This window comes from Microbacterium sp. Nx66, assembly GCF_904066215.1.
In the GTDB taxonomy this organism is placed as follows: Bacteria; Actinomycetota; Actinomycetes; order Actinomycetales; family Microbacteriaceae; genus Microbacterium; species Microbacterium meiriae.
In genome coordinates, this window is record NZ_LR880474.1 from 999,297 (window position 1) to 1,023,835 (window position 24,539).

The following is a 24,539-nucleotide window of genomic DNA, read 5'->3' on the forward strand; positions in this document are numbered from 1 at the left end:
CTCCGGGTCAGACGTCGTAGTCCACGACCACGCGGTCGCTGGTCGGGTGGGACTGGCAGGTGAGCACGTAGCCGCGCTCCAGCTCGTCGGGCTCCAGGGCGTAGTTCTCGGTCATCGTGACGCTGCCCTCCAGCACGCGCGCCCGACAGGTGCCGCAGACGCCACCCGCGCACGCGAACGGGGCGTCCGGCCGCACCCGCAGTGCGGCGTTCAGCACCGACTCGCGCGCTGCGACGGGGCTTTCCACCGTCGACGAGACGCCGTCGAGGTTCACCTCGATCCGCACGGTCTTCTCGCCCGAGCGCACCGTGACCGGCCGGGCGGCCCGCACCGGCTCGTCGCCGGTCGTGAACAGCTCGAAGCGCACGTGCTCGCGGGGCACGCCCACGTCGGCCAGCACCTCCCGGCACAGGTCGACGAGTGCGAGCGGTCCGCACAGGAACCACTCGTCCACGTCGGCCGGATCGATCAGCGCGTCGAGGATCGTCCGCAGCTTGGGCTCGTCGATGCGGCCGGACAGCACCGGCGCGGTCCGCTGCTCGCGGGACAGCACGTGGTGCAGCGTGAGCCGTGTCGGGTAGCGGTCCTTGAGGTCGGCGAGGTCCTCCAGGAACATCACGTCCAGCGTCGAGCGGTTCGTGTACAGGAGCGTGAACCGCGAGGTCTGCGAGCGGGAGAGCACGGTGTGCGCGAGGGCCATCAGCGGCGTGATCCCGGAGCCGGCCGCGATCCCGACGACGTGCTTCTCGTCCAGATCGTCGAGGCCGGAGGTGAAGGTGCCCTGGGGGCTCATGACGTCGATGCGGAAGCCCGGGTGCAGGCCGGTCTGGGCCCAGGTGGAGAACGTCCCGCCCTCGTCGCGCTTCACGGCGACGCTCAGGCGGGTGGGTGCCCCGTCGGTGCGATGCTCGGGCGCCCGGCACAGCGAGTACGAACGCCGCACCTCCACGCCGTCCAGCGTCGTGCGCAGCGCCACGTATTGCCCGGGGAGATGGTCGTAGTCGTCGGCGAGCTCCGCGGGGACCGTGAAGGTCACCTCGACGGAGTCCTCGGTGAGCGGCCGGACGTCCTCGACCTCGAGCGTGTGGAACCGGGCACGGCTGCGCGCCCGGGCGGGGGAGGCGGGAGAGGGCACCGGCGTCGTAGTCGGGGCCGGGGAGAACAGCGACATCAGTGCACCTTGAAGTGATCGAAGGGTTCCAGGCAGGCCCGGCACTCGTACAGTGCCTTGCACGAGGTCGACCCGAAGCGGGAGACCTCCCGGGTGTCGAGCGAGCCGCACCGGGGGCAGCGCACGCTGAGGGCGAGCCGGATCGGACCGGCGGGCATCGCCGCGCGGCCGCTGGGCGGCGCGATCCCGTACGCGCGGAGCTTCTGCTTCCCGGCGTCGCTCATCCAATCCGTCGTCCACGCGGGGGAGAGCACGAGCCGCACCTCGACGTCGCCGAATCCTGCCGCCGTGAGCGCGAGCACGACGTCGTCGCGGATCGTGTCCATGGCCGGGCACCCGCTGTAGGTCGGCGTGATGTCGACGACCACGCGCTCGCCGCGGAGCTCGACCGCCCGCAGCACGCCGAGGTCCTCGATCGTGAGCACCGGCACCTCCGGGTCCGGCACGGCGGCGGCGATCCGCCAGGCCTGAGCCTCGACATCGGCGGTGGTCCGGGTCACCATGACGCCCCCGGATGCCGTCGCGCCAGCACCTGCATCTCGGCGAGGAGGTGACCGAAGGGGGTCGCGTGGGCGCCGTTCCGGCCGCCCGCGGACGACGCCGCCACCGGCGGCACCGCGAGCTCGGCCTCGGCGAACACGGTGGCGATGACCGCGTCGAACGGCGCGCGGAGCGTCGACGGTCGCACGGCGGCGTCGCCCAGCCGGTCGATCAGCGGTTCATCGCGGAACAGCTCGTCGACGTACGGCCACACATCCGCGAGGGCACGGATCATGCGGCGCCGCGACTCCTCCGTCCCGCCCGCCAGGCGCAGCACCCACTGCACGGCGTGGTCGCGGTGGTAGTCGACCTCCTTCAGCGCCTTCTCCGCGATCGCGGCGAAGGTGGGCTCGGAGCTCGCACGGAGCGCGGCGTACAGCTCGACGAGGTAGACGGACGCGACGAGCTGGCGGGCGATGGTCTGCGCGAAGTCGCCGTTCGGCTGCTCCATGATCCAGGCGCTGCGGAACTCCGGCTCGTCGCGGAAGTAGGCGAGGTCGTCCTCGGAACGGCCGTCCCACGTCCCCGCGAAGTGCAGGAAGGAGCGGGCGTGGCCGAGCAGGTCGAGCGCGATGTTCCCGAGCGCGACGTCCTCCTCCAGCTCGGGGGCCCGGGAGATCCAGGCGCCGAGTTGCTGCGACAGGATGAGGGCGTCGTCGCCGAGCCACAGGGCGTACTCGGCGATGTCGGCGCTCGCCGCGGTCGTGCCGGCGCCCGCGAGCTCCTCGCTGAGCCGCAACTCGTCGACGGAGACGTCCCCGTGCGCATCCCCGTGGACGTCGCCGGCTTGCTGAGCGGAGCTGGGGTCCTGAGCGGAGCGGGGTCCCTGAGCAGAGCTGGGTCCCTGAGCGTGTCGAAGGGTCACAGGTGCGGCACCCCCTCGGACGCGGTGTAGTACACCGCATGCCGGTAGTTCTTACCCGCGGGACTCTCGAAGTACGCGCCCTTGGCGTCGGGGTCGCTCGTGGTGATCGCCTCGGCGGGGACCGCCCAGATCGACACGCCCTCGCCCCGGCGGGTGTAGAGGTCGCGGGCGTTGCGGATGGCCATGTCAGCATCGGGCGCGTGCAGCGAGCCGACGTGCACGTGGCTCAGCCCGCGGTTCGCCCGCACGAAGATCTCCCACAGCGGCCAGACCTCCCGTCCCTGGGGCCCTGAGCTCGTCGAAGGGTCGGCCCCGGGGGTCGCCATCACGCCACCGCCCCTTCAGGGGTCAGGCGGGAACGCTGCTTGCGGGCGTACTCCGCGGCGGCCTCCCGCACCCACGCGCCCTCGTCGTGCGCCGTGCGGCGGCGCTCCAGACGCTCGGCGTTGCACGGGCCGTTGCCGCGCAGCACCTGGAAGAACTCGTCCCAGTCGATCTCACCCATCTCGTAGCGACCGGTCTCCTCGTCGAACCGCAGGTCGGGATCGGGGAGGGTGACGCCGAGGATCTCGGCCTGGGGCACGAGCATGCTCACGAACCGCTGACGCAGCTCGTCGTTCGAGAAGCGCTTGATCTTCCACGCCATCGACTGGGCGGAGTTGGGGGACTGGTCGTCGGGCGGCCCGAACATCGCCAGGCTCGGCCAGTACCAGCGGTCGACCGCGTCCTGCGCCATCTGCCGTTGCTCGTCCGTACCCCGCATGAGCGAGAGCAGGATCTCGAACCCCTGGCGCTGGTGGAACGACTCCTCCTTGCAGATGCGCACCATCGCGCGGCCGTAGGGGCCGTAGGAGGCGCGGCACAGCGGCACCTGGTTGCAGATCGCGGCGCCGTCGACGAGCCAGCCGATCGCGCCCATGTCGGCCCAGGTCGGGGTGGGGTAGTTGAAGATCGACGAGTACTTCGCCTTTCCGGAGATGAGCTGGTCCATCATCTCGTCACGGGTGATGCCGAGGGTCTGCGCGGCGGAGTAGAGGTAGAGCCCGTGACCGGCCTCGTCCTGCACCTTCGCCATGAGGATCGCCTTGCGCTTGAGGCTCGGGGCGCGCGTGATCCAGTTGCCCTCGGGCTGCATGCCGATGATCTCGGAATGGGCGTGCTGGGAGATCTGCCGGATGAGGGTCTTGCGATAGGCCTCGGGCATCCAGTCGCGGGGCTCGATGCGCTGCTCGTTCGCGATCAGCTCGTCGAACAGGCGTTCCTCGTCGGAGGTCTCGCCGTCCACGAGGGACAGGTCTGCGGGACTGGTCATCATCGACTCCTCGGGGTCCGGTCCTTCTTTACTGACCGATCGTTAGGTAATTCTGACACACGCGACGGCCCGATTCAACAGGACGTGTCAGCGGGAGCGCGAGATCAGCGCCAGCAGGGCGCGGCCGTAGGCCTCCGCCGGGTCCGGGTGCTCGAACAGCAGGGGAGTCCCGGCGAGCTCGATCTCGACGCGGAACGTGTCGGGGAGGCGGATGAGGGCACGGAACGTCCCGCGGAGCAGGTCCCGCAGCTGGTCCTCGCGCGGCAGCCACACCGCATCGGCGAGGGTCACGGCGTCGAGCGCCCACTCCGTCGTGCCGTTGAAGGCGAGATCCGTGCCGGCCGGCGTCTGCCGCGCCTCGATGGTCATCGCGCTGACCGTGAAGACGTCGGCCTCCGCCTCCAGCTCCACCTCGTCCGGGAGGTCGAGCTGGAACCGGTCACCCTCCGCGGGCTTCCAGGTCAGGCCGGCATCGCGGAGCGCGACGGCGAGTTCGCGGGTGATCATTCCTCCACGCTACGGGTTCCGCGCCGGTCGTCCACCGAGCGTGGGCGACGGGCAGAGTCCTGTCAGAGGCCTGCGGCAGAGTGGAGGCATGACCTCCACGACTGCCGTGCCCCTCCGCGAGGCTGCCCGCGCCGCCCTCGGCGAACTCGTCGGCCGCCCCGACGTCGACTTCCACGACGGCCAGTTCGAGGCGATCGAGGCGCTGGTGGAGGGGCGTCGCCGCGCGCTGGTCGTGCAGCGCACCGGGTGGGGGAAGTCGGCGGTGTACTTCGTCGCGACCCTCCTGCGCCGCCGGCAGGGCACCGGCCCCACCGTGCTCGTCTCCCCGCTCCTGGCGCTCATGCGCGACCAGATCGCCGCGGCCGAGCGCGCGGGGGTGCGCGCGGTCGCCATCAACTCGACGAACGCGCACGAATGGGCGGAGGTGCAGGACAGCCTCGCTCGGGACGAGGTCGACGTGCTGCTCGTCTCCCCGGAGCGGCTGAACAACCCGGCCTTCCGCGAGGAGCAGCTGCCGACGCTGGTGGCGCGGCTCGGCATGCTCGTCGTCGACGAGGCGCACTGCATCAGCGACTGGGGGCACGATTTCCGCCCGGACTACCGCCGGCTCCGCGATCTCATCGCGCAGATGCCCGCCGACGTGCCGGTGCTGGCGACGACCGCGACGGCCAACAGTCGCGTGGTGGCCGACGTCGCGGAGCAGCTCGGGGCGCTGCCGGGTGGCGCGAGCGGAGCGGAGGCGGTACCCGTGCTCACGATCCGGGGGCCGCTCGCCCGCACCTCGCTGCGGCTCGGCGTGCTCCGCCTCAGGGACTCGGCGAGCCGCCTGGCCTGGCTGCTCAGTCACCTCGACGACCTCCCCGGCAGCGGGATCATCTACACGCTGACTGTGGCGGCGGCGGTCGACACCGCCCGATTCCTGCGCGACCACGGCCACGACGTGCGCGCCTACACCGGCCAGACCGATCCCGAGGAGCGCGCCGAGTCGGAGGGCATGCTCAAGCGGAACGAGGTGAAGGCGCTCGTCGCGACCAGCGCCCTCGGCATGGGGTTCGACAAGCCGGACCTCGGGTTCGTCGTGCATCTCGGTGCCCCGTCCTCGCCCGTCGCGTACTACCAGCAGGTCGGACGAGCCGGGCGTGCCAGCGAGAGCGCGGACGTGCTCCTGCTCCCCGGTGTCGAGGACCGTGAGATCTGGCACTACTTCGCGACCGCGTCGATGCCCGATCGGGAGCGCGCGGAACGGGTCATCGCGGCGCTCGGCGACAGCCCGATCTCCACGCCGGCGCTGGAGGCCGTCGTCGACATCCGTCGTACGCCCCTCGAGCTGCTGCTGAAGGTGCTCGACGTGGACGGTGCCGTGCGCCGCGTGCAGGGCGGCTGGGTCGCGACGGGACAGCCGTGGACGTACGACGCCGAGCGCTACGAGCGCATCGCCGCCGAACGGGTCGCGGAGCAGGAGCACATGCTGGAGTACGAGCGCACGGACGGCTGTCGCATGGCCTTCCTGCAGCGGGCGCTCGACGACGACACCGCGGCTCCCTGCGGTCGGTGCGACAACTGCGCGGGCGTGTGGTTCCCGGCGGAGATCGCGCAGACGGCGAGTGCACAGGCGACGGAGTCCCTGGACCGGGTCGGTGTGCCGGTCGAGCCTCGCCGCGCGTGGCCGACCGGCGCCGACCGTCTGGGCGTGCCGGTGCGCGGTCGCATCCCCGCGGGGGAGCAGGCCGACGAGGGACGCGCCCTCGCCCGGCTCACCGACCTCGGCTGGGGCGGCGCGCTGCGCGAGATCTTCGCCGCGGGTGCCGCGGACGCGCCGATCAGCCCGGCGCTGCTGCAGGCCTGCGTGCGCGTGCTGGCCGGGTGGGACTGGGCGGAGCGGCCGATGGCTGTGGTCGCGATGCCGTCGCGCTCGCATCCGCAGCTCGTCGACTCCCTCGCCCGCGGGCTCTCGGAGATCGGGCGGCTGCCGTACCTCGGCGCGCTGGAGTGGCGGAACGGGGGTCCCTCGGGGCAGGCGGGCGGGAACAGCGTGTTCCGGCTCGCGGGGGTGTGGGATCGGTTCGACGCGGCGCATCTCGAGGTCCCCGCCGGTCCGGTGCTGCTCGTCGACGACCTCATCGACAGTCGCTGGACCCTGACGGTCGCGGCGCGCGCGGTGCGGCAGGCCGGAGCCACGGCCGTGCTGCCGTTCGCGCTCGGCCTGCGCGGCTGAGCACCGGTCCCCGAACCGACGCCGTCAGTCCTCGGCGGGGGCTACGGGTGGCGGCCAGGTCGTCGCGCCGAGTTCGCGGGAGATGTTCCGTGCCGTGTCCCGCAGCGCGTGCATGGTCGCGTCGGATGCGGGTGCCTCCGACGTCGGCAGTACGACGGCGACGGCGGCGACGATCGTGTTCGAGGCGTCGGCGATCGGGGCGGCGAGGGAGGATTCGCCGAGCACGGCTTCATCCGTCTCGGCCGCCGTCCCGCGCTCCGCGATCCCCGGCAGCTCGAGGGTCAGTCGGGCGACGTCAGTGATGGTGTCGCCGGTGAGGCTGCGCAGGGGCTCCGCGAACACGCTCTGCTGGAAGCCCTGGTCGTAGGCGAGGAGCACCTTCCCCATGGCGGAGGCGTGCGCGGGGACGGCCATCCCCGTCTCCAGCATCTGCGGGCTGTCGTCGGGCCGGAGGTTGTGGTGGATCACGAGGACGTCCGTGAGGTGCGGCGCGCCGAGGCGCACGGACAGCTCGGAGCGCCGGGCCAGTTCCTGCGTCCAGCGCATCGCCCGCGCCCGCACATCCAGTGTGTCGAGGTACACGTTGCTCAGCCGCAGGAGGGTAGGGCCGAGCATGTAGCGCTGTCCGCCGCGCTCCTTCGCGACGAGGCCGTGCGCGCGCAGCGACTTCACCAGCCCGTGCACGGTCGACGGCGGAAGGCTCAGGGCCGCAGCGAGATCGGTGATACCGAGGTGGCGGGCGCCCTGGAGCAGGTCGAGGATCTTCGCCGCGCGGTCGATCGCCTGGATCATGCGCGTCCTCCTTCCGGTCGTCGTCGAGCCGGGTTTCCGGTCGCCGGATCGATCTTGACAACCCGGCAGGCTCCGAGCATATTCGACATTGACGAATCCTTTTCGGATTTTTGCTCGAGACTCACGCCGCATCAAAGGAGATCGCAGGATGAAGAAGCTCATCAACGCCCCGGAGGACGTCCTCGTCGAGTCCCTGAAGGGCGTCGCCGCCGCGCACCCCGAACTCTCGGTCGACCTGGAGAACCACGTCATCACCCGGGCGACACCGAAGGAACAGGGCAAGGTGGCCGTCGTCTCCGGAGGGGGATCCGGCCACGAACCGCTGCACGGCGGCTACGTCGGCACCGGCATGCTCGACGCGGCCGTCGCCGGCGAGGTCTTCACCTCACCCACCCCCGACCGCGTGCAGGTGGCGACCCAGGCGGTCGACCGCGGCGCCGGCGTGCTGCACATCGTCAAGAACTACACGGGCGACGTGCTCAACTTCGAGATGGCCGCCGAACTCGCGGCGATGGAGGGGATCGAGGTCGGCACGGTCGTCGTGGACGACGACGTGGCCGTGCAGGACTCGCTCTACACCGCCGGCCGTCGCGGCGTCGGCCTCACCGTCCTGCTGGAGAAACTCGTAGGAGCCGCGGCGGAGGAGGGCCGCGACCTCGCGGCGGTCGTCGACCTCGCGAAGCGCATCAACGGGCAGGGGCGCTCGATGGGCATGGCCCTCACGAGCTGCACGGTGCCCGCCGCCGGGAAGCCCACCTTCGACCTCCCTGACGATCAGATGGAGATCGGCATCGGCATCCACGGCGAGCCGGGACGGCATCGTGAGCCGCTCGCGCCGGCGTCGGAGATCGCCCGGCAGCTCGTCGAGCCGATCCTCGGCGACCTCGACGCCACCGGACCCGCGATCGTGATGCTCAACGGCATGGGCGCCACGCCCCTGATCGAGCTCTACCTCATGTACGGCGAGGTCGCCGCGATCCTGGAGAGGTCCGGCGTGCAGATCGCGCGGAACCTGGTGGGCAACTACATCACCTCCCTCGACATGGCCGGGTGCTCCGTCACGGTGCTGAAGGCCGACGACGAGCTGCTGCGGCTGTGGGACGCCCCGGTGAACACCCCCGGCCTGCGGTGGGGCGCGTGATGGCGGCCGTCGGCACCGACGTCCTCGTCGACTGGATCTCCCGCTACCGCGAGGCCGTCACCGCGCAGCGCGACTGGCTCACGGAACTGGACTCCGCGATCGGGGACGCCGACCACGGCGCGAACATGGCGCGGGGCTTCACGGCGGTCGGGGAGAAGCTCGCGGCGACGCCCGCGACGATCGACGAACTCCTCAAGTCCGTCGGCATGACCCTGGTGAGCTCGGTGGGCGGTGCGAGTGGCCCCCTCTACGGCACCTTCTTCCTGCGCATGGGGATGTCGGCCGGTGCGGTGACGACATTGGACGGACCGGCGCTCGCCGCGGCACTGCGGGCGGGGCTCGAGGGCATCGTCGCGCGGGGCAAGCCCGAGGCCGGCGACAAGACGATGTTCGATGCGATGGCCCCCGCGGTCGACGCTTTCGATGCCGCCCTCGCCGGCGGAGCGGATACCGCGGCGGCGGCCAGGGCGGCCGCGGACGCCGCGGCCGCCGGTCGTGACGCCACGGTGCCCCTCGTCGCCCGGAAGGGCAGAGCGAGCTACCTCGGTGAACGCAGCGCCGGACATCTCGACCCGGGAGCCGCCTCGACGGCGCTCCTGTTCGAGACGCTCGCCGCGGCCCTCGCGGACGCCGGATGATCGGGATCGTCGCCGTCTCCCACAGCGCCCGGCTCGGGGAGGCGGCGCTCGAACTCGCCCTGCAGATGGTGCCGGGCGGCGGCGTGCAGGTCCGTGTGGCGGCCGGGGCGGGTGTGGACGCGGAGGGTGCGCCGATCCTCGGGACGGACGCCGTCGCGGTGTCGGCGGCGATCGACGAGCTCGCCCCCGACGTCGACGGCGTGCTCGTGCTGATGGATCTCGGGTCGGCCGTGCTGAGCGCCGAACTCGCGCTCGAACTGCGCAGCAGCGACGTGCCGGTGCGGCTGGCTCCGGCACCGTTCGTCGAGGGCCTCCTCGCGGCGGTCGTGGCTGCGGCGGCAGGCGGCGACCTCGACGCGGTCGCCGCCGAAGCCTCGTCCGCCCTCGCGGCGAAGACCGGCCAGCTCCTCCCGCCGGACGCGGAAGGCACGGCGGCAGCGGACTCCGCGCCGGTGTCGGCGGGGGACGCCTCCGCCTCGCCCGACGTGGCCGGGGAGACCGTGACGCGTCGTGTGCGCGTGCGCAACCCTCTCGGCATCCATGCCCGCCCCGCCGCGCTGATCGCGGAGTCGGCGGCGGGGGCGGACGTGCGTCTGCGGCGGCTGCCGGACGGCCAGGAAGCCGCGGCCGGAAGCCTGACCCGGCTGCTCGCGCTCGGGGCGCGTCAGGGGACCGAGATCGAACTCACCGGTCGGGGAGCGGACGCCGAGGCGGCGATCGACCGCCTGGTCTCGCTCTTCCAGGGAGGGTTCGGCGAGGGCGTCGAGGCGGACGAGGGCGCCGCCGGCAGCTCCGGAACCGCACCCGCGCCCGCGCCCGGCACGGCCGGGGACGATCAGACGCGAACCGGGGCCGACCACGCGTCCGCGCCGCCGCCGGAGATCGTCCCCGGAGCCGTGCTGCAGGGCCGTGGGGTCAGTCCCGGACGTGTGGCCGCGAGGGCGGTGTCCCTCGCACCGGCACTCCCGGAACCGGATGCCGAGACCGTCGTCCCGCCGGAGGGTCGCGAGGCCGAGGTGTCCACGATCGAATGGGCGGCGGTCGCCGTCGCCGATCAGCTGCGATCGCGCGCCGAGCGGGCGCGCGGAGAGGCGCGGGCGATCCTGGACGCGTCACGGCTCCTCGCCTCGGATCCTGAGCTGGTGGCCGAAGCCACCGCCCTCGTGCGCGCACAGGGGCGGACGGCGGCGCGAGCGGTCTGGGAGACCTCCGCGGCGCACGAAGCGGCGCTCACGGCTCTCGGCGGGAGGATGGCGGAACGCGCCGCCGACATCCGTGACGTTCGCGACCGCATGATCGCCGAGATCCTCCGGGTGGACATGCCAGGGGTCCCCGAGCGCGACGAGCCGTTCGTGCTCGTCGCGACCGACCTGGCTCCCGCCGACACCGCGGCGCTGGAAGGGGGCAGCTGCGTCGCCCTCGTGACAGCGGACGGCGGGCCGACCTCGCACACGGCGATCATCGCGCGCGCGCTGGGACTGCCCGCCGTGGTCGGGGTGGCCGGAGCGACGGGGATCCCCGAGGGTGCCATGGTCCTCGTCGACGGCGACCACGGCTCCATCCACGTCGACCCGGACGAGGCGGAGATCGCCGAGGCACGGGCCGCGGCGGTCGTCGTCACCTTCGATGGACGGGGCCGTCTCGCCGACGGGACCCGCGTGCCGCTCCTGGCCAACGTCGGAGGGGCATCGGATGCCGGGAGCGCCGCGGCGGCGCACGCCGAGGGGGTCGGACTGTTCCGCACCGAGTTCTGCTTCCTCGACCGGACCGAAGCGCCGAGCATCGAGGAGCAGGTGGAGGCGTACCGCGGGGTCCTTCGCGCGTTCCCCGGACGCAAGGTGGTCGTGCGCACGCTGGATGCGGGGAGCGACAAGCCCCTGCCGTTCGCGAACGACGACGACGAGGACAACCCGGCGCTCGGCGTCCGGGGCCTGCGTCTCTCCCGTCGCCGGCCAGCGCTGCTCGACGACCAGCTCCGCGCGCTCGCCAGGGCTGCCGACGCGGAATCCGCGGACGTGGAGGTCATGGCGCCGATGGTCGCCACGGTCGACGAGGCGGCGGACTTCGCCGCGCGGTGTCGTGCCGCGGGGCTGGACAGAGCGGGGATCATGATCGAGACCCCGGCGGCGGCGCTGCTGGCTGCCGAGCTGTTCGAGGTCGTGGACTTCGTGAGCCTGGGGACCAACGATCTCGCGCAGTACACTCTGGCCGCCGACCGGCTGTCCAGCGCGCTCGCCGATCTCAACGACCCCTGGCAGCCGGCGGTGCTGCGGCTGATCGGGACGGTCGGGGCGGCGGGGCGAGCGGCGGGCAAGCCCGTCGGGATCTGCGGGGAGGCGGCCGGTGATCCCGCGCTCGCTCCGGTACTCGTCGGGCTCGGCGCGACCTCGCTGTCGATGACGCCTCGCGCGCTCGGGCGGGTGGCGGCCGCGCTCGACGTGGTGGGCCCGGACGAGTGCCGACGGGCGGCGGAGGGGGCGAGCCGCGCGGCGACCGCTGCGGAGGCGCGGCAGGCAGCAGCTCTCGTGCTCGGCGGAGGCGGCGCCGGCTGAGCCGCACGGCTCCTGCGTCCAGCTCCTTGCGTTACTGACCGATCGTTCAGTTAGTATGGGCGGACGGGACGCGGTCGTCCCGTCCCAGCGCGACGAGGAGGTCGGCGATGACGGAGGCGACGGATACGGCGGAGGCCGTGCGGCCGAACCGGGCCATGATGGAACGTGACCGAGCCTCCGCGATGCTCGGGCTCGTGATCGAACGCGACGACCCGGGGCACGCGGTCGTGTCGATGCGCGTCCGTGACGACATGACCAACGGCTTCCGGATCACCCACGGCGGGCTCGTGTTCGCGCTCGCCGACACCGCCTTCGCGATCGCGTGCAACGAGGACGATCGGGTGACGGTGGCCGCCGGTGCCGACATCTCGTTCCTCAAGCCCACCGTCGCGGGGCAGACCCTCACCGCGACCGCCGTCCGCCGCACCCGCACCGGTCGCTCCGGCCTCTACGACGTGACGGTCGTGGACGAGCACGGCGACGCGGTCGCCGAGTTCCGCGGCCGCTCCCGCACGACTTCCCGCACCTTCTGACCCCGCCCCCGTCCCGAGGAGTCCCCGTGTCGACGATGACCGCCCCCGCCTCCGCCCTCCGCCCGCCCACGGCCGATGAGCTCGACCCCGAGGAGCGGGTGAGCCGCGCCGAGATCGAGCAGCTCCAGCTCGAGCGCCTGCGGTGGACCGTGCAGCACGCCTACCGCAACGTTCCGCTCTACACGCGGAAGTTCGATGAGGCGGGCGTGCACCCCGACGACATCCGCACGCTCGACGACGTGCACCGGCTGCCCTTCACCACCAAGGACGACCTGCGCGAGACGTACCCGTTCGGGATGTTCGCGGTGCCGATGGCCGACGTCGCCCGCATCCACGCGTCCAGCGGCACCACGGGGCGCCCGACCGTCGTCGGCTACACGCGTGGCGACCTCGACCGCTGGGGGTCGCTCGTGGCCCGCTCGCTCCGGGCCAGCGGGATCCGGCGCGGGATGAAGGTGCACAACGCCTACGGCTACGGCCTCTTCACGGGTGGGCTCGGGGCGCATGCCGGGATCGAGGCGCTGGGAGCGACCGTGATCCCCATGTCGGGCGGGCAGACCGCGCGCCAGGTGCAGCTCATCCGCGACTTCGAGCCGGACGCGATCCTGTGCACGCCGAGCTACCTGCTCACGATCGCCGACGCGATGGCCGCGCAGGGCATCGACCCGCGGTCCACCTCGCTCAAGGTCGCGGTGCTCGGCGCGGAGCCCTGGACCAACGAGATGCGGCACGAGCTGGAGCAGCGGCTCGGTATCGACGCCCTCGACATCTTCGGGCTCAGCGAGGTCATGGGGCCCGGCGTCGGAAACGAATGCCTCGAGACCAAGGACGGCCCGCACCTGTGGGAGGACCACTTCCTGCCGGAGGTGATCGACGGCGACACCCTGCAGGCGCTTCCGGACGGCGAGCGGGGGGAGCTCGTCTTCACCTCGCTCACCAAGGAGGCCTTCCCCGTCATCCGGTACCGCACACGGGACATCACCCGTCTGCTCCCTGGCACGGCGCGGCCGGGGATGCGGCGCATGGAGAAGGTCACCGGACGCAACGACGACATGATCATCCTGCGCGGCGTCAACCTCTTCCCGACGCAGATCGAGGAGCTGGTCCTCGGCATCGAGCAGCTCACGCCGCACTTCATCCTGGAGCTGACGAAGGAGGGCCGGATGGACGCCCTCACCGTGCGCATCGAGCGTCACCCCGACTTGTCCGTGGAGACGTGCGAGGCGGCGGCGCAGGTGCTCGTGCAGCGCATCAAGGTGTTCATCGGCTCGTCGGTCGCCGTGCGGCTGGAGGAGCCGGGGGCACTGCCGCGTAGCGAGGGCAAGTACAAGCGCGTGTATGACCTGCGTTGACACGCGGGGGTCTCGGCGGCGACCTCCGCGATGAGCGCGGCGGGCGGTGCGAGACTGAGGGGGATGTCCGAGATGCAGACCACGCGGCGCGGCCGCCCCGGGTATGACCAGCAGGGGATCCTCGCCGTCGCGGTGGCCGCCTTCAACGAGCACGGCTACGACGCGACCTCGATCGGGATGCTCGCGGAGCGCCTCGGGCTGTCGAAGTCGGCGATCTACCATCATTTCGGGTCGAAGGACGAGATGCTCGACCGCGCCCTCGACAGCGCCCTCGGCGGGCTGGAGGCCGTGGTCGACGCGCCCCTCCCGGACAGCAGGGGAGCCGCCGATGCGGTCGCCCGCCTGGAGCACGTGCTCCGCGGGGCCGTCCATGTGCTCGTGGACCAGCTCCCCGCCGTGACGCTGCTGCTGCGCGTGCGTGGGAACACCGACGTCGAGCGCCGCGCCCTCACCCGGCGGCGGGCGTTCGACCGCCGCATCACGGCCCTCGTCGCGGAGGCGCAGGCCGAGGGCTCCCTGCGCTCCGACATCGATGCGGCCGTCGTCGCCCGCCTGACGTTCGGCATGATCAACTCGATCGTCGAGTGGTACCGCCCCGGCGGTCGCGAGGGCGCCGATCGTCTCGCGGACGACGTCGTCGCGATCGCCCTCGACGGCCTCCGCCACCCCTGACCCACGAGACCCCGGCTTCGCGCCGAGGCCCCGCCCTCTCCGCGTGGGAAGGGCGGGGCCTCGACGAGTGCCCGGGGTCTCGGGGGACTATGCGGCGGGGGTGAGCTCCTTCGCAACGAGTGTCAGGACGTCGTAGGTCGCGACGAGCTCGTCGTCCTGGTTCTTCAGGACCGCGTCCCAGCGCACCTCGCCGTACTCGTCGGTCTCCCGCGGCGTGATCTGCTTGGCGGTGAGCTCGACGCGGATCTCGTCGCCGGGGGAGACCGGGGTCACGAAGCGCAGATGCTCCAGTCCGGAGTTCGCGAGCACGGGCCCGGGAGCCGGGTCGACGAAGAGCCCGGCCGCCCACGACACGAGCAGGTAGCCGTGGGCCACGCGTCCGGGGAAGAACGGGTTCGCCGACGCCGACGCCTCGTCCATGTGCGCGTAGAACGTGTCGCCCGTGAACGCCGCGAACGTCTCGATGTCGTCGAGGGTGACGGTGCGTGAGGGGCTGACGACCTGATCACCGATGCGCAGCTCCGCCAACGACTTGCGGAAGGGGTGCACCCCGTCGCCGGTGTCGAACGGACGGGCCGAGGCCCCCTGGTGCCAGACACCGGTGAGCGCGGTCATCATGTCGGGGGAGCCCTGCACCGCCGTGCGCTGCATGTGGTGCAAAACCGCCCGGATGCCGCCGAGCTCCTCTCCGCCGCCGGCGCGACCGGGACCGCCGTGCACGAGGTTCGGGAGCGGGGAGCCGTGTCCGGTCGAGCTGCGGGCGTCGTCGCGGTCGAGGAAGAGCACGCGGCCGTTGTACGCCGCGATCCCCGCGGCCAGCGTCGTCGCGACCTCCGGGTCGTGCGTTGCGACGCTCGTCACGAGCGAGCCGCCGCCCCGGGCCACGAGCGCCGCCGCCTCGTCCAGCGTGCGGTAGCCGAGGATGCTGGAGACGGGGCCGAACGCCTCGATCTCGTTCACGGCGGGGCTCGTCGCATCGGTGAAGCGCAGGAGCATCGGCGCCACGAACGCGCCGTCCTCCGCCGGGCCCTCGCTGCCGTCCGCACGGCGGACCGTCGGGGCCTCGGGGGAGCCGATCACGAGCTCGCCGCCGCCCTCGCGGAGTCGCGCCACCTGCCGGAGCACCTCGTCACGCTGGGCCGTCGAGGCGAGCGGTCCCATCGTCACGCCCTCGGCGCGCGGGTCGCCCACGACGATCCGCGCCGCGAGCCGGTCGCGCACGGCGGCGATCACGTCGTCCACCGCGTCCTCCGGCACGATCGCCCGCCGGATCGCGGTGCACTTCTGCCCGGCCTTCGACGTCATCTCCGCGACGAGCTGCTTCACGTAGGCGTCGAACTCCGGGGTGCCGGAGGCGGCGTCCGTGCCGAGGACCGAGGCGTTGATCGAGTCGGTCTCGCTGGTGAAGCGGACCCCGCCGGTCTGCACCGCGTCGTGCGCCCGCAGCCGCTCCGCCGTCGACGCGGAACCGGTGAACGCGACGAGGTCGCCCAGGCGGAGGTGGTCGAAGAGGTCGGGCACGCTGCCGGACACGAGCTGCAGCGACCCCTCGGGCAGCAGACCGGACTCGACCATCACCCGCACCATGGCCTCGGTGAGGTAGCCGGTGGGGGTGGCGGGCTTCACGACCGTGGGGACACCGGCGAGGAAGGCCGGCGCGAACTTCTCCAGCGAGCCCCAGACGGGGAAGTTGAAGGCGTTGATCTGCACCGCCACCCCGGGCAGCCGGGTGTAGATGTGCCGACCGAGGAAGGAGCCGTCGCGCGACAGGTTCTCCACGGCGCCGTCGACGTAGACCTTCGCGTTCGGCAGCTCCCGGCGGCCCTTGCTGGAGTACGCGAAGAGCACGCCGATGCCGCCGTCGATGTCGACCCAGGAGTCCTGCGCGGTGGCGCCGGTGCGGCTGGAGAGCGCGTACAGCTCCTCTTTGCGGGCGGTCAACGCGAGCGCGAGCTGCTTGAGCAGCACGGCGCGCTGGTGGAACGTGAGCTCCCCGAGGGACGCCTGACCGGTGGTGCGGGCGAAGTCGAGCGCCGCGCCGAGGTCGAGGCCGGTCGTGGAGACGCGGGCGACCGTCTCTCCGGTCGAGGCGTCGCGCACCTCGGTGGCGTCCGCATCGGAGGCGGGCGTCCACCAGGAGCCCTGCACGTAGCTGGGGAGGATCTCGGTCATCGGGGTTCCCTTCATCAGTCGTCCCATTCGTAGAAGCCGCGTCCGCTCTTGCGGCCGAGGTGTCCCTCGGCGACGAGGCGGCGCAGCAGGGCCGGGGGTTCGAAGCGCGGGCCGAGGAGCGCCGCGAGGTACTCGGCGATGCCGAGCCGGACGTCCAGCCCGACGATGTCGGTGAGCCGGAGCGGCCCGACCGGGTGCTTGTAGCCGAGGGTCATGGCGGCGTCGATGTCGGCGGCGTCGGCGACGCCGTCCTCGAGCATCCGGATCGCCTCGAGGCCGAGGGCGACGCCGAGGCGGGAGGACGCGAAACCGGGGGCGTCGGCGACGACGATGGGCGTCTTGCCCAGCGCGCGGACCCAGGAAGCCGCGTCCGCGACGAGGTCCGGCGCGGTCGCGGCGCCGCGCACGACCTCCACGAGCGTGGAGGCGGGCACGGGGTTGAAGAAGTGCATCCCGAGGAACCGGGTGGGGCGGTCGAGCACGGCTGCGAGCTCGTCGATCGAGATGGACGAGGTGTTGGACGCGAGCGCCGCATCGTCCGCGAGGTGCTGCTCGACACGGGTGAGCGCCTCGATCTTGAGCGACAGCTCCTCCGGGACGGCTTCGACGACGAGGGTGCAGTCCGCGAGCAGTGCGGTGTCGGTTCCGGTCGCGAAGCGGGCGCGATACGCCTCGGCGGTCTCGACGGCCGTGCCGCGGGAGAGCGAGGCGTCGATCGACGCGTGCACGCGGGCGGCGGCGGCCGCGGCGGCGTCGTCGTCCCGCTCGACGACGGTCACGGGGGATCCGGCGAGGAGGAAGGCGTGGGCGATACCGGCGCCCATGCGTCCGCCACCCAGCACGCCGACGCGGGCCGGGACTGCGGCCTCGGGGGAGGAGGGCGTGCTCATCGGTCTCTCCGTTCCAGGAAGGCGGTCATGCGACGGTGCTTCTCCGGGCTGTCGAACAGCGCGGCCTGCTCCTCGAGGTCGGCTGCGGGGTGCTGGTCGCGCGGCGCCCGGAAGACCCGCTTGGTCGCGATGGTCGCCGCGGGGTCGTTGCGGGAGATGCGGTCGGCGACCGCGTGGGCGGCGGCGAGGAGATCGGCGGGTTCGTGCAGCGAGGAGACGAGCCCGATGCGGAGGGCCTCCTCGGCGTGCACGGTGCGGCCGGTGAGCAGCAGTTCGATGGCACGGGCGTCGCCCACGATCTCCTTGAGCCGCCAGCTCGCTCCGGCGGCGGCGAGGATGCCCAGGCCGGTCTCCGGGTTGCCGATCTTCAGGGTCGGCGTCGCGAGGCGGATGTCGGCGGCATACGCGAGTTCCGCGCCACCGCCGAGCGCGTAGCCGTCGATCGCGGCGATCACCGGCATCGGCAGCTCCGCGACGCGGACGAACGCGTGGGCGTTGATGCCGCGACGGGCGTCGTCGGCGCGACGGTCCCGGAGCTCCGCGATGTCGGCGCCCGCCGCGAACACCCCGTCGGCGCCGGTGAGGATGAGCGTGCGCGGCGTCTCCTCCAGCTCGGCGCACAGCGCGTGCAGGGCGTCGATCGTGGCCTGGTCGATCGCGTTGCGCTTGTGCGGACGGTTAAGGGTCGCGACGACGCGGTCCGCGGTTCGGGTGACGAGCAGCGGCTCGTCCGCGCCCCTCACACCTTCTCCAGGATCACGGCCGCGCCCTGGCCGACGCCGACGCACATCGTGGCGAGGCCGTAACGGGAGTCCTCGCGTTCCATGCGTCCCATCAGCGTCACGAGCAGGCGTGAGCCGGACGAGCCGAGAGGGTGGCCGAGGGCGATGGCTCCGCCGTCGGCGTTCACGCGGTCCTCGTCGAGGCCGAGCCGCCGGATGCAGGCGAGCGACTGGGACGCGAACGCCTCGTTGAGCTCCACGGCGCCGATGTCGTCGAGGGAGAGCCCCGAACGGCGCAGCGCCTTCTCCGTCGCGGGGACCGGTCCGAGTCCCATGATCTCCGGAGCCAGGGCGGCGGAGGTGCCGACGACGATCCGCGCGCGGGGCGTCAGTCCGTGGCGCTCGACGGCTTCGGCGCTCGCCACGAGCACGGCCGAGGCGCCGTCGTTGAGGGCGCTGGAATTGCCGGCCGTGACGACCTCTCCGCCGGCCACGACGGGGCGGAGGCGCGCGAGCACCTCGAGGGTCGTGTCGGGACGCGGGCCCTCGTCGACGAGCACCTCGCCGTCGCGGACCGGCACGCCCACGATCTCCGGGGCGAAGCGGCCCGCGGCGATCGCGGCGGCGGCGCGCTGCTGGGAGCGGACGGCGAAGGCGTCGGCCTCGGCGCGCGTGATGCCGTCGACGCGGGCCACCTCCTCCGCCGTCTCCGGCATGGTGAAGGTGGCCTTGTCCCGCGCGGCGAGCCGCGGGTTCGGGAAGCGCCAGCCGATGGAGGTGTCGAAGGCGGCTCCGGGCTTCGCCCACGCCTTCTCCGGCTTGGCCTGCACCCAGGGGGCGCGGGTCATGGACTCGACGCCTCCGGCGACGAGGAGATCGGCGTCGCCCGCGCGGATCGCCTGCGCGGCCATGGTCACGGCGGACATCCCGGAGGCGCACAGGCGGTTGACCGTGATGCCCGGCACGGTGTCGGGGAGACCGGCGAGGAGCACGGCCATCCGGGCCACGTTCCGGTTGTCCTCTCCGGCCTGGTTGGCGGCGCCGAGGATGACCTCGTCCAGCTCGGTACGCGCCGGGTCGAGCCCGGCGCGGCGCACGGCCTCGCCGACCACGAGCGCCGCGAGGTCGTCGGGACGGACGGCGGAGAGGGTGCCGCCGTAACGGCCGACCGGGGTGCGGACCCCTCCGACGAGGTAGGCCTCTGGCATGCGGATCTCCTGACTTCGTCGTCCTGGTGTGGTCCGGGAGCGGCCGGTCGTGAATTACTGACCGATCGTAAGGTAATTATGGCACAGGCGCACGGCCGGCCGCGATCCCGGACCGGGTGTCAGACGCTGAGATCCACGCCCTTCGTCTCCTTCACCAGCGAGACGCCGATGAGCGAGATGATCGACGCGACCGCGATGTACACGCCGATCGTCCACGCGGCATGGAACTGGTTCAACAGCGCCTCCGCGATCATCGGTGCGAACGCGCCGCCGAGGATGGCCCCGAGGGCGTAGCCGATCGAGACGCCCGAGTACCGCACGTTCGCAGGGAACATCTCGGCGTACAGCGCCGCCTGCGGGCCGTACGAGAGTCCGAGCGCGAACGTCATGACGAACAGGGCCACGAAGTACCAGACGATGTTCGCCGTGTCGATGAGGAACCACATCGGGATCGCCCACACCGCAAGGGCGACGTACCCGATCTGGAACGTGCGGATCCGGCCGAGACGGTCGGAGAGCGCCCCGCCCCAGAGGGTGAAGATCAGCCACCCGAACGAGGCCAGCGTCGTCGCCAGCAGCACCGGCGGGCGCTCCATGCCGAGGCCCGTGACCGCGTACGTCGCGAAGAAGGCGATCAGCAGGTAGCCCGCGGCGTTGTTCGCGATGAAGATGATGGCCGTGAGCACGACCTTCTTGGTGTGCGCGCGGAAGAGCTGTCCGAGCGGGGCCGAGGCCTCCTTGCGGCGGCGGCGGAGGTCTTCGAACACGGGGCTCTCGTCGACGGCGCGGCGGATGACGTAGCCGACCGCGATGAGCACGATGGAGAGCAGGAACGGGATGCGCCAGCCCCACTCGAGGAAGGCCTCGGGAGACATCGAACTCGTGAGCGCCCACAGGGTGAAGGTGGCGAGGATCATGCCGACCGGCACGCCGATCTGCGGGAACGCGCCGAACAGGCCGCGTCGCGCCGACGGGGCGTGCTCGACGGCCATCAGGGCTGCGCCGCCCCATTCGCCGCCGGCCGAGAAGCCCTGCAGGATGCGCAGGAGGATCAGGAGGATCGGGGCGGCGACGCCGATGGCGGCGTACGTCGGCAGCAGGCCGATGAGGGACGTGGACAGTCCCATCATCACGAGGGTGAAGACGAGCATCTTCTTCCGGCCGAGCTTGTCGCCGAGGTGCCCGGCGACGATCGCACCGAGCGGGCGGAAGAGGAACGAGATGCCGATGGTCGCGAACGAGAGCACCTGGGCGAGCCCGGGGCTCGACTCCGCGATGGGAGCGAGGAAGAGCGGGGCGAGCACGAGGCCCGCCGCCTGGGCGTAGATGAAGAAGTCGTACCATTCGATCGACGTCCCCACGAGGGTGCCGGCGAGGACGCGCCGCTCCTCTGCGGGCATCCTTCCGGTCGACGAGGCGGCTGCGGTGGCTGAGGTCATGCGAACTCCGTTGTTCTGCGAGGGGGGAGCACCGACGCGGGTACGTCGGCGATGACTTACCGAATGATCGGTCAGTAATCGCCGAGCGTAGCGTATCGGCGCTCCGCCCACGAGGGTTCGCCGGCCGGGTCGACCTCAGACCCTCCCGAAGGCGCGGAGCGGATGCTCGATGAGCTCCACCACGCGGCGGAGGAATCCCGCCGCGTACCCGCCGTCGCAGACCCGGTGATCGAACACGAGGGAGAGCTGGACGATGCGACGCGGCACGATCGCCCCGTCCACGACCCAGGGGCGCTCGATGATCCGGCCGATGCCGAGGATCGCGACGTCGGGGTGGTTGATGATCGCCGCCGAGCCGTCGACCCCGAGCCCGCCGTAGTTGTTGAGGGTGAAGGTGGATCCGCGGAGCCGCTCGGGCGGCAGGGTGCCGGCGCGCGCGGTGGCCGCGAGCTCGCGCAGGGCGGCGTCGAGGTCGGTGACCGTGAGCCGGTGCGCGTGCGGGACGACCGGGACGAGGAGGCCGCGTTCGGTGTCGGCGGCGACGCCGAGGTTCACGCCCTCGAACGAGATCAGCTCGGAGCCGTCGTCGCTGAGCCGCGAGGCGAGCACGGGGTAGTCCTCGAGCGCGAGCAGCACGAACCGCGCGAGCAGCGCCGTGATCGACGGGGCCTTCCCGCCGTCGGGAGCCATCTGAGCGCGGAGATTCCAGAGGTCGGTGGCGTCGACGTCGACCCATACGGTGGCCTCGGGGATCTCCGAGCGGCTGCGGGCGAGCCGGGCGCTCACGGTGCGACGCAGCGGGGAGAAGCGCTCCCTGCTGCGGACCGGGAGGCCGTCGATCTCGCCGGTGGGAGTGGTCGCGGAGGTCGGCGTCGGAGCCGCGGCGACGCCGTCCACGGCGTGGTCCACGGCGGCGCGCAGCACGTCGGCGCGGGTGATCGCCCCGTCCGCTCCGGTGGGGGAGATCGCGTGCACGTCGAGGCCCAGATCGCGGGCGAGGCGCCGCACGAGCGGCGATCGCACGGCGACCGGAGCGGGTCGCGCGGCATCGCGGGCGACCGGTGCGGCTGACTCCGGAGCGGTCGAGGCGGGTGCTGCGGATGCGGGCGCTGTCGAGGCCGGCGCCGGGGTGGGGCGTGGCGCCGCGGGGCGTCGTCGCCGACCCGTCGAGGCGGACGCGGAGGTGCCGTACCCGATGAGGACGTTGCCCGACCCCGCACGCTCCTCCTGCCGGTACGCCTCGTGCTCGGGCTGCGTGGCGGGTGCCTGCGGCGCGGACGCGGTCTCCTCGCTGCCGGGGTCGGCGACTTCCAGCACCGGGGCCCCGACGTCGATGGTGTCGCCGGGGGTGCCGTGCAGGGCGGTCACGACTCCGGCGAACGGCGAGGGCAGTTCGACGACGCTCTTCGCGGTCTCGACCTCGGCGATGGCCTGGTCGGTCGTGATCGTGTCGCCGACGGCCACCAGCCATTGCACGAGGCCGGCCTCGGTCAGTCCCTCGCCGAGGTCGGGCAGGCGGAACACGCGGGCGGCGGTCTTCACAGGCGTGCTCATGCGTCGTCCTCCCAGTGCAGCGTGTCGATCGCGTCGAGCACCCGATCGACGTCCGGCAGATACCAGTGCTCGAACTTCGGCGGCGCGTACGGGGTGTCGAACCCGGTCACCCGCCGCACGGGGGCCTCCAGGTACTCGAAGCAGCGCTCGAACACCCGGGCCTGGATCTCGGAGGCGACGCTGACGAAGCCCGGGGCCTCGGCGATCACGACGGCTCGTCCCGTGGACCGCACCGCCGCGGTGACCGTCTCGTCGTCGAAGGGGGAGAGGGAACGCACGTCGACCACCTGCACGCTGCGTCCCTCGCCCGCGGCGACCTCCGCCGCCTCCAGTGCGAGCGGCACGGAGGCCCCGTACGCGAGGAGGGTCACATCGGTGCCGTCCCTGGCGATGCGCGCCGAGCCGATCTCCGCGGTCACCGCGGTGTCGACCTCGCCCTTCGACCAGTAGAGCTTCTTCGGTTCCAGGAAGACCACGGGGTCCGGCGAGGCGATGGCCGCGCGGAGCAGCGAGTAGGCGTCCTGCGGGGTGGACGGGCTCACGACCGTGAGGCCGGGCGTGTGCGCGTAGTACGCCTCGGACGAGTCGCAGTGGTGCTCGACGCCCCCGATGCCGCCGCCGAAGGGGATGCGGATCACGAGCGGCATGCGCATCCCGCCGCGGGTGCGGTTGCCGAGCTTCGCGACGTGGCTGACGATCTGCTCGAACGCGGGGAGGGCGAAGGCGTCGAACTGCATCTCGACCACAGGGCGCATGCCGTTCATCGCCATGCCGACGGCGGTGCCGATGATGCCGGACTCCGCGAGCGGGGTGTCGAAGCAGCGGTCCTCGCCGAAGCGGGCGGTGAGCCCGTCGGTGATGCGGAACACGCCGCCCAGGGCTCCCACGTCCTCTCCGAACACGACCACGTCGGGGTCGGCGGCGAGGGCGTCCGCGAGGGCGCGGTTGAGGGCGGCGGCCATGGTCATGGTCGTGGTGGTGCCGACGGTCGTCGCGACCGGCGTCTCGTGCTCGGCGATGGTCATCGGGCGCCTCCGGTCGTCATCGTCTCGGCGGGGTGGGAGCGGGCGATCTCGTCGCGGAGGAGCTGCCACTGCTCCTCCCGCTGGGGCGAGCGGGTCGCGGTCACGAAGCGGAAGAGGTCTTCCGGGTCGAGCTCCGCATCGGTGTTCAGGGCGGTGCGCATGGCGGCGGCGATCTCCTCCGCGCCCGCGGCGAAGCGCGTCTCGGCCTCGTCGTCCAGCGTCCCCGTCGCGGTGAGGTGCGCGCGCAGGCGGAGCAGCGGATCGCGGGCGAGCCAGGCCTGCACCTCCTCGCGTTCGCGGTAGCGGGTGTCGTCGTCGGCGTTGGTGTGCGCCTGCATGCGGTACGTGTGGGCCTCGATGAGGGAGGGGCCGCCGCCGGCGCGGGCGCGGTCGACGGCCTCCGTGAGCACCGCGAGGACCGCGGCCACGTCGTTGCCGTCGACGCGCTGCCCCGGCATGCCGTAGCCGACCGCCTTGTGGGCGAGGGAGGGGGCGGCGGTCTGCCGGGAGAGGGGGACCGAGATCGCGAACTCGTTGTTCTGCACGAAGAACACGACCGGGACGTGGAAGACGGCGGCGAAGTTCATCGCCTCGTGGAAGTCGCCCTCGCTCGTCGCGCCGTCGCCGCAGAGCGCGAGCACCACGGTGTCCTCGCCGCGGTGCTTCGCCGCCTGCGCGAAGCCGACCGCGTGCAGGAGCTGGGTCGCGAGCGGGGTCGCCTGCGGGGCGACGCGGTGCGCGCGGACGTCGTAACCCGAGTGCCAGTCGCCCTTGAGGAGCACCATCGCTTCCGCAGGTGCGACACCCCGGGCGATCACGGCGACCGAGTCGCGGTAGGTGGGGAAGAGCCAGTCGGTGTCGCCGAGCACCATCGCCGCCGCCACCTGGCAGGCCTCCTGGCCGTGCGACGACGGGTAGACCGCGAGGCGGCCCTGGCGCACGAGCGCGCCGGCCTGATCGTTGATACGACGGCCTTCGACGAGGCCACGGTACGCCGCCAGCAGGACGTCGGCGGCGGGGAGCGCGTAGGTCTCGTCGGGGAGGGTGGTCCCGTCCTCGGCGATCAGTCGTACCGCGGTGTCGCGCGGGAGCATGTCGTGGGGGTGCATCCGTCCGCCTTCCTTGCCGAACTCGATGAGGACAGCATGCCGCGCATGCGACACTCATCCAAGATCCGTCGGGTGATCGTGGACGATTGCGCTCCACATGTCAGAATGGCGTCCGAAGTGTCAGGATTTC

22 protein-coding genes and 1 pseudogene are annotated in these 24,539 nt (G+C 72.4%); 8 read left to right on the forward strand and 15 right to left on the reverse strand.

Features of this window, described 5'->3' with window-relative positions:
- Positions 1-7: 7 nt before the first annotated feature.
- The 6 genes from paaE to MICNX66_RS04720 all read right to left on the reverse strand — a co-directional run bounded on the left by paaE (position 8) and on the right by MICNX66_RS04720 (position 4,395).
- Entirely contained in the window at positions 8-1,171 is a 1,164-nt protein-coding gene (paaE, locus tag MICNX66_RS04695; RefSeq protein ID WP_187663497.1) for a 1,2-phenylacetyl-CoA epoxidase subunit PaaE, read from the reverse strand.
- A complete protein-coding gene (paaD, locus tag MICNX66_RS04700; RefSeq protein WP_187663498.1) occupies positions 1,171-1,674 on the reverse strand; it encodes a 1,2-phenylacetyl-CoA epoxidase subunit PaaD in 504 nt (167 codons plus the stop codon). The genes paaE and paaD overlap by 1 nt, the downstream gene beginning before the upstream one ends.
- Positions 1,668-2,576, reverse strand: a complete 909-nt coding sequence (paaC, locus tag MICNX66_RS04705) for a 1,2-phenylacetyl-CoA epoxidase subunit PaaC (protein WP_187663499.1) — start codon at positions 2,574-2,576, stop codon at positions 1,668-1,670. The genes paaD and paaC overlap by 7 nt, the downstream gene beginning before the upstream one ends.
- The gene (paaB, locus tag MICNX66_RS04710; RefSeq protein ID WP_187664107.1) at positions 2,573-2,902 is read right to left on the reverse strand and encodes a 1,2-phenylacetyl-CoA epoxidase subunit PaaB; all 330 of its coding nucleotides are present in this window, start codon (positions 2,900-2,902) and stop codon (positions 2,573-2,575) included. The genes paaC and paaB overlap by 4 nt, the downstream gene beginning before the upstream one ends.
- A complete protein-coding gene (gene paaA / locus MICNX66_RS04715; protein WP_396654799.1) occupies positions 2,902-3,891 on the reverse strand; it encodes a 1,2-phenylacetyl-CoA epoxidase subunit PaaA in 990 nt (329 codons plus the stop codon). The genes paaB and paaA overlap by 1 nt, the downstream gene beginning before the upstream one ends.
- Before the next feature lie 84 nt (positions 3,892-3,975).
- Positions 3,976-4,395 carry a pilus assembly protein CpaE gene (locus tag MICNX66_RS04720; RefSeq protein WP_187663501.1) on the reverse strand — a complete coding sequence of 140 codons (420 nt, stop codon included), beginning with the start codon at positions 4,393-4,395 and terminating at the stop codon, positions 3,976-3,978.
- An 88-nt stretch (positions 4,396-4,483) separates the two neighbouring features.
- Here MICNX66_RS04720 and MICNX66_RS04725 point away from each other — a divergent pair, with 88 nt between their 5' ends.
- Positions 4,484-6,610 carry a RecQ family ATP-dependent DNA helicase gene (locus tag MICNX66_RS04725; protein WP_187663502.1) on the forward strand — a complete coding sequence of 709 codons (2,127 nt, stop codon included), beginning with the start codon at positions 4,484-4,486 and terminating at the stop codon, positions 6,608-6,610.
- 24 nt (positions 6,611-6,634) lie between these two features.
- Here MICNX66_RS04725 and MICNX66_RS04730 read toward each other — a convergent pair whose 3' ends face one another.
- A complete protein-coding gene (locus MICNX66_RS04730) occupies positions 6,635-7,402 on the reverse strand; it encodes an IclR family transcriptional regulator (RefSeq protein ID WP_187663503.1) in 768 nt (255 codons plus the stop codon).
- Positions 7,403-7,550: 148 nt separating this feature from the next.
- Between MICNX66_RS04730 and dhaK the strand changes: the two genes are divergently transcribed.
- The 7 genes and pseudogenes from dhaK (at position 7,551) to MICNX66_RS04760 (ending at position 14,290) form a co-directional block, all read left to right on the forward strand.
- Positions 7,551-8,543: a dihydroxyacetone kinase subunit DhaK gene (gene dhaK / locus MICNX66_RS04735; RefSeq protein WP_187663504.1), complete on the forward strand. Its 993-nt coding sequence runs from the start codon at positions 7,551-7,553 to the stop codon at positions 8,541-8,543.
- On the forward strand, positions 8,543-9,181 hold the full coding sequence (gene dhaL / locus MICNX66_RS04740) for a dihydroxyacetone kinase subunit DhaL (RefSeq protein WP_187663505.1): 639 nt from the start codon (positions 8,543-8,545) through the stop codon (positions 9,179-9,181). Before dhaK ends, dhaL begins: the two co-directional genes overlap by 1 nt.
- A pseudogene (locus tag MICNX66_RS17045) lies at positions 9,178-9,912 on the forward strand (HPr family phosphocarrier protein); the annotation flags it as partial. The gene dhaL and the pseudogene MICNX66_RS17045, both read left to right, overlap by 4 nt.
- 150 nt (positions 9,913-10,062) lie before the next feature.
- Positions 10,063-11,733: a phosphoenolpyruvate--protein phosphotransferase gene (ptsP, locus tag MICNX66_RS04745; protein WP_442922897.1), complete on the forward strand. Its 1,671-nt coding sequence runs from the start codon at positions 10,063-10,065 to the stop codon at positions 11,731-11,733.
- Between the two features lie 107 nt (positions 11,734-11,840).
- Positions 11,841-12,266 carry a hydroxyphenylacetyl-CoA thioesterase PaaI gene (paaI, locus tag MICNX66_RS04750; RefSeq protein ID WP_187663507.1) on the forward strand — a complete coding sequence of 142 codons (426 nt, stop codon included), beginning with the start codon at positions 11,841-11,843 and terminating at the stop codon, positions 12,264-12,266.
- A gap of 35 nt (positions 12,267-12,301) precedes the next feature.
- A complete protein-coding gene (gene paaK, locus MICNX66_RS04755) occupies positions 12,302-13,618 on the forward strand; it encodes a phenylacetate--CoA ligase PaaK (RefSeq protein ID WP_187664108.1) in 1,317 nt (438 codons plus the stop codon).
- Positions 13,619-13,681: 63 nt separating this feature from the next.
- Positions 13,682-14,290 (forward strand): TetR/AcrR family transcriptional regulator, encoded by a 609-nt coding sequence (locus MICNX66_RS04760; RefSeq protein WP_187663508.1) that lies wholly within the window; start codon positions 13,682-13,684, stop codon positions 14,288-14,290.
- Positions 14,291-14,377: 87 nt separating this feature from the next.
- Here MICNX66_RS04760 and paaZ read toward each other — a convergent pair whose 3' ends face one another.
- From paaZ to MICNX66_RS04800, 8 genes are all read right to left on the reverse strand, one after another.
- Positions 14,378-16,462, reverse strand: coding sequence for a phenylacetic acid degradation bifunctional protein PaaZ (paaZ, locus tag MICNX66_RS04765; RefSeq protein WP_187663509.1), 2,085 nt, complete (start codon positions 16,460-16,462; stop codon positions 14,378-14,380).
- A 14-nt stretch (positions 16,463-16,476) separates the two neighbouring features.
- Positions 16,477-17,352, reverse strand: a complete 876-nt coding sequence (locus MICNX66_RS04770; protein WP_187663510.1) for a 3-hydroxyacyl-CoA dehydrogenase family protein — start codon at positions 17,350-17,352, stop codon at positions 16,477-16,479.
- Positions 17,349-18,095 (reverse strand): enoyl-CoA hydratase/isomerase family protein, encoded by a 747-nt coding sequence (locus MICNX66_RS04775; RefSeq protein WP_187663511.1) that lies wholly within the window; start codon positions 18,093-18,095, stop codon positions 17,349-17,351. Before MICNX66_RS04775 ends, MICNX66_RS04770 begins: the two co-directional genes overlap by 4 nt.
- The gene (locus MICNX66_RS04780; protein ID WP_062636001.1) at positions 18,092-19,282 is read right to left on the reverse strand and encodes a thiolase family protein; all 1,191 of its coding nucleotides are present in this window, start codon (positions 19,280-19,282) and stop codon (positions 18,092-18,094) included. Before MICNX66_RS04780 ends, MICNX66_RS04775 begins: the two co-directional genes overlap by 4 nt.
- A gap of 119 nt (positions 19,283-19,401) precedes the next feature.
- Positions 19,402-20,721 (reverse strand): MFS transporter, encoded by a 1,320-nt coding sequence (locus MICNX66_RS04785; RefSeq protein ID WP_187663512.1) that lies wholly within the window; start codon positions 20,719-20,721, stop codon positions 19,402-19,404.
- Positions 20,722-20,856: 135 nt separating this feature from the next.
- Positions 20,857-22,275, reverse strand: a complete 1,419-nt coding sequence (locus MICNX66_RS04790; RefSeq protein ID WP_187663513.1) for a dihydrolipoamide acetyltransferase family protein — start codon at positions 22,273-22,275, stop codon at positions 20,857-20,859.
- Positions 22,272-23,300 carry an alpha-ketoacid dehydrogenase subunit beta gene (locus tag MICNX66_RS04795; RefSeq protein WP_187663514.1) on the reverse strand — a complete coding sequence of 343 codons (1,029 nt, stop codon included), beginning with the start codon at positions 23,298-23,300 and terminating at the stop codon, positions 22,272-22,274. The genes MICNX66_RS04790 and MICNX66_RS04795 overlap by 4 nt, the downstream gene beginning before the upstream one ends.
- Positions 23,297-24,409 (reverse strand): thiamine pyrophosphate-dependent enzyme, encoded by a 1,113-nt coding sequence (locus MICNX66_RS04800; RefSeq protein WP_187663515.1) that lies wholly within the window; start codon positions 24,407-24,409, stop codon positions 23,297-23,299. The genes MICNX66_RS04795 and MICNX66_RS04800 overlap by 4 nt, the downstream gene beginning before the upstream one ends.
- Between the last annotated feature and the right edge of the window lie 130 nt (positions 24,410-24,539).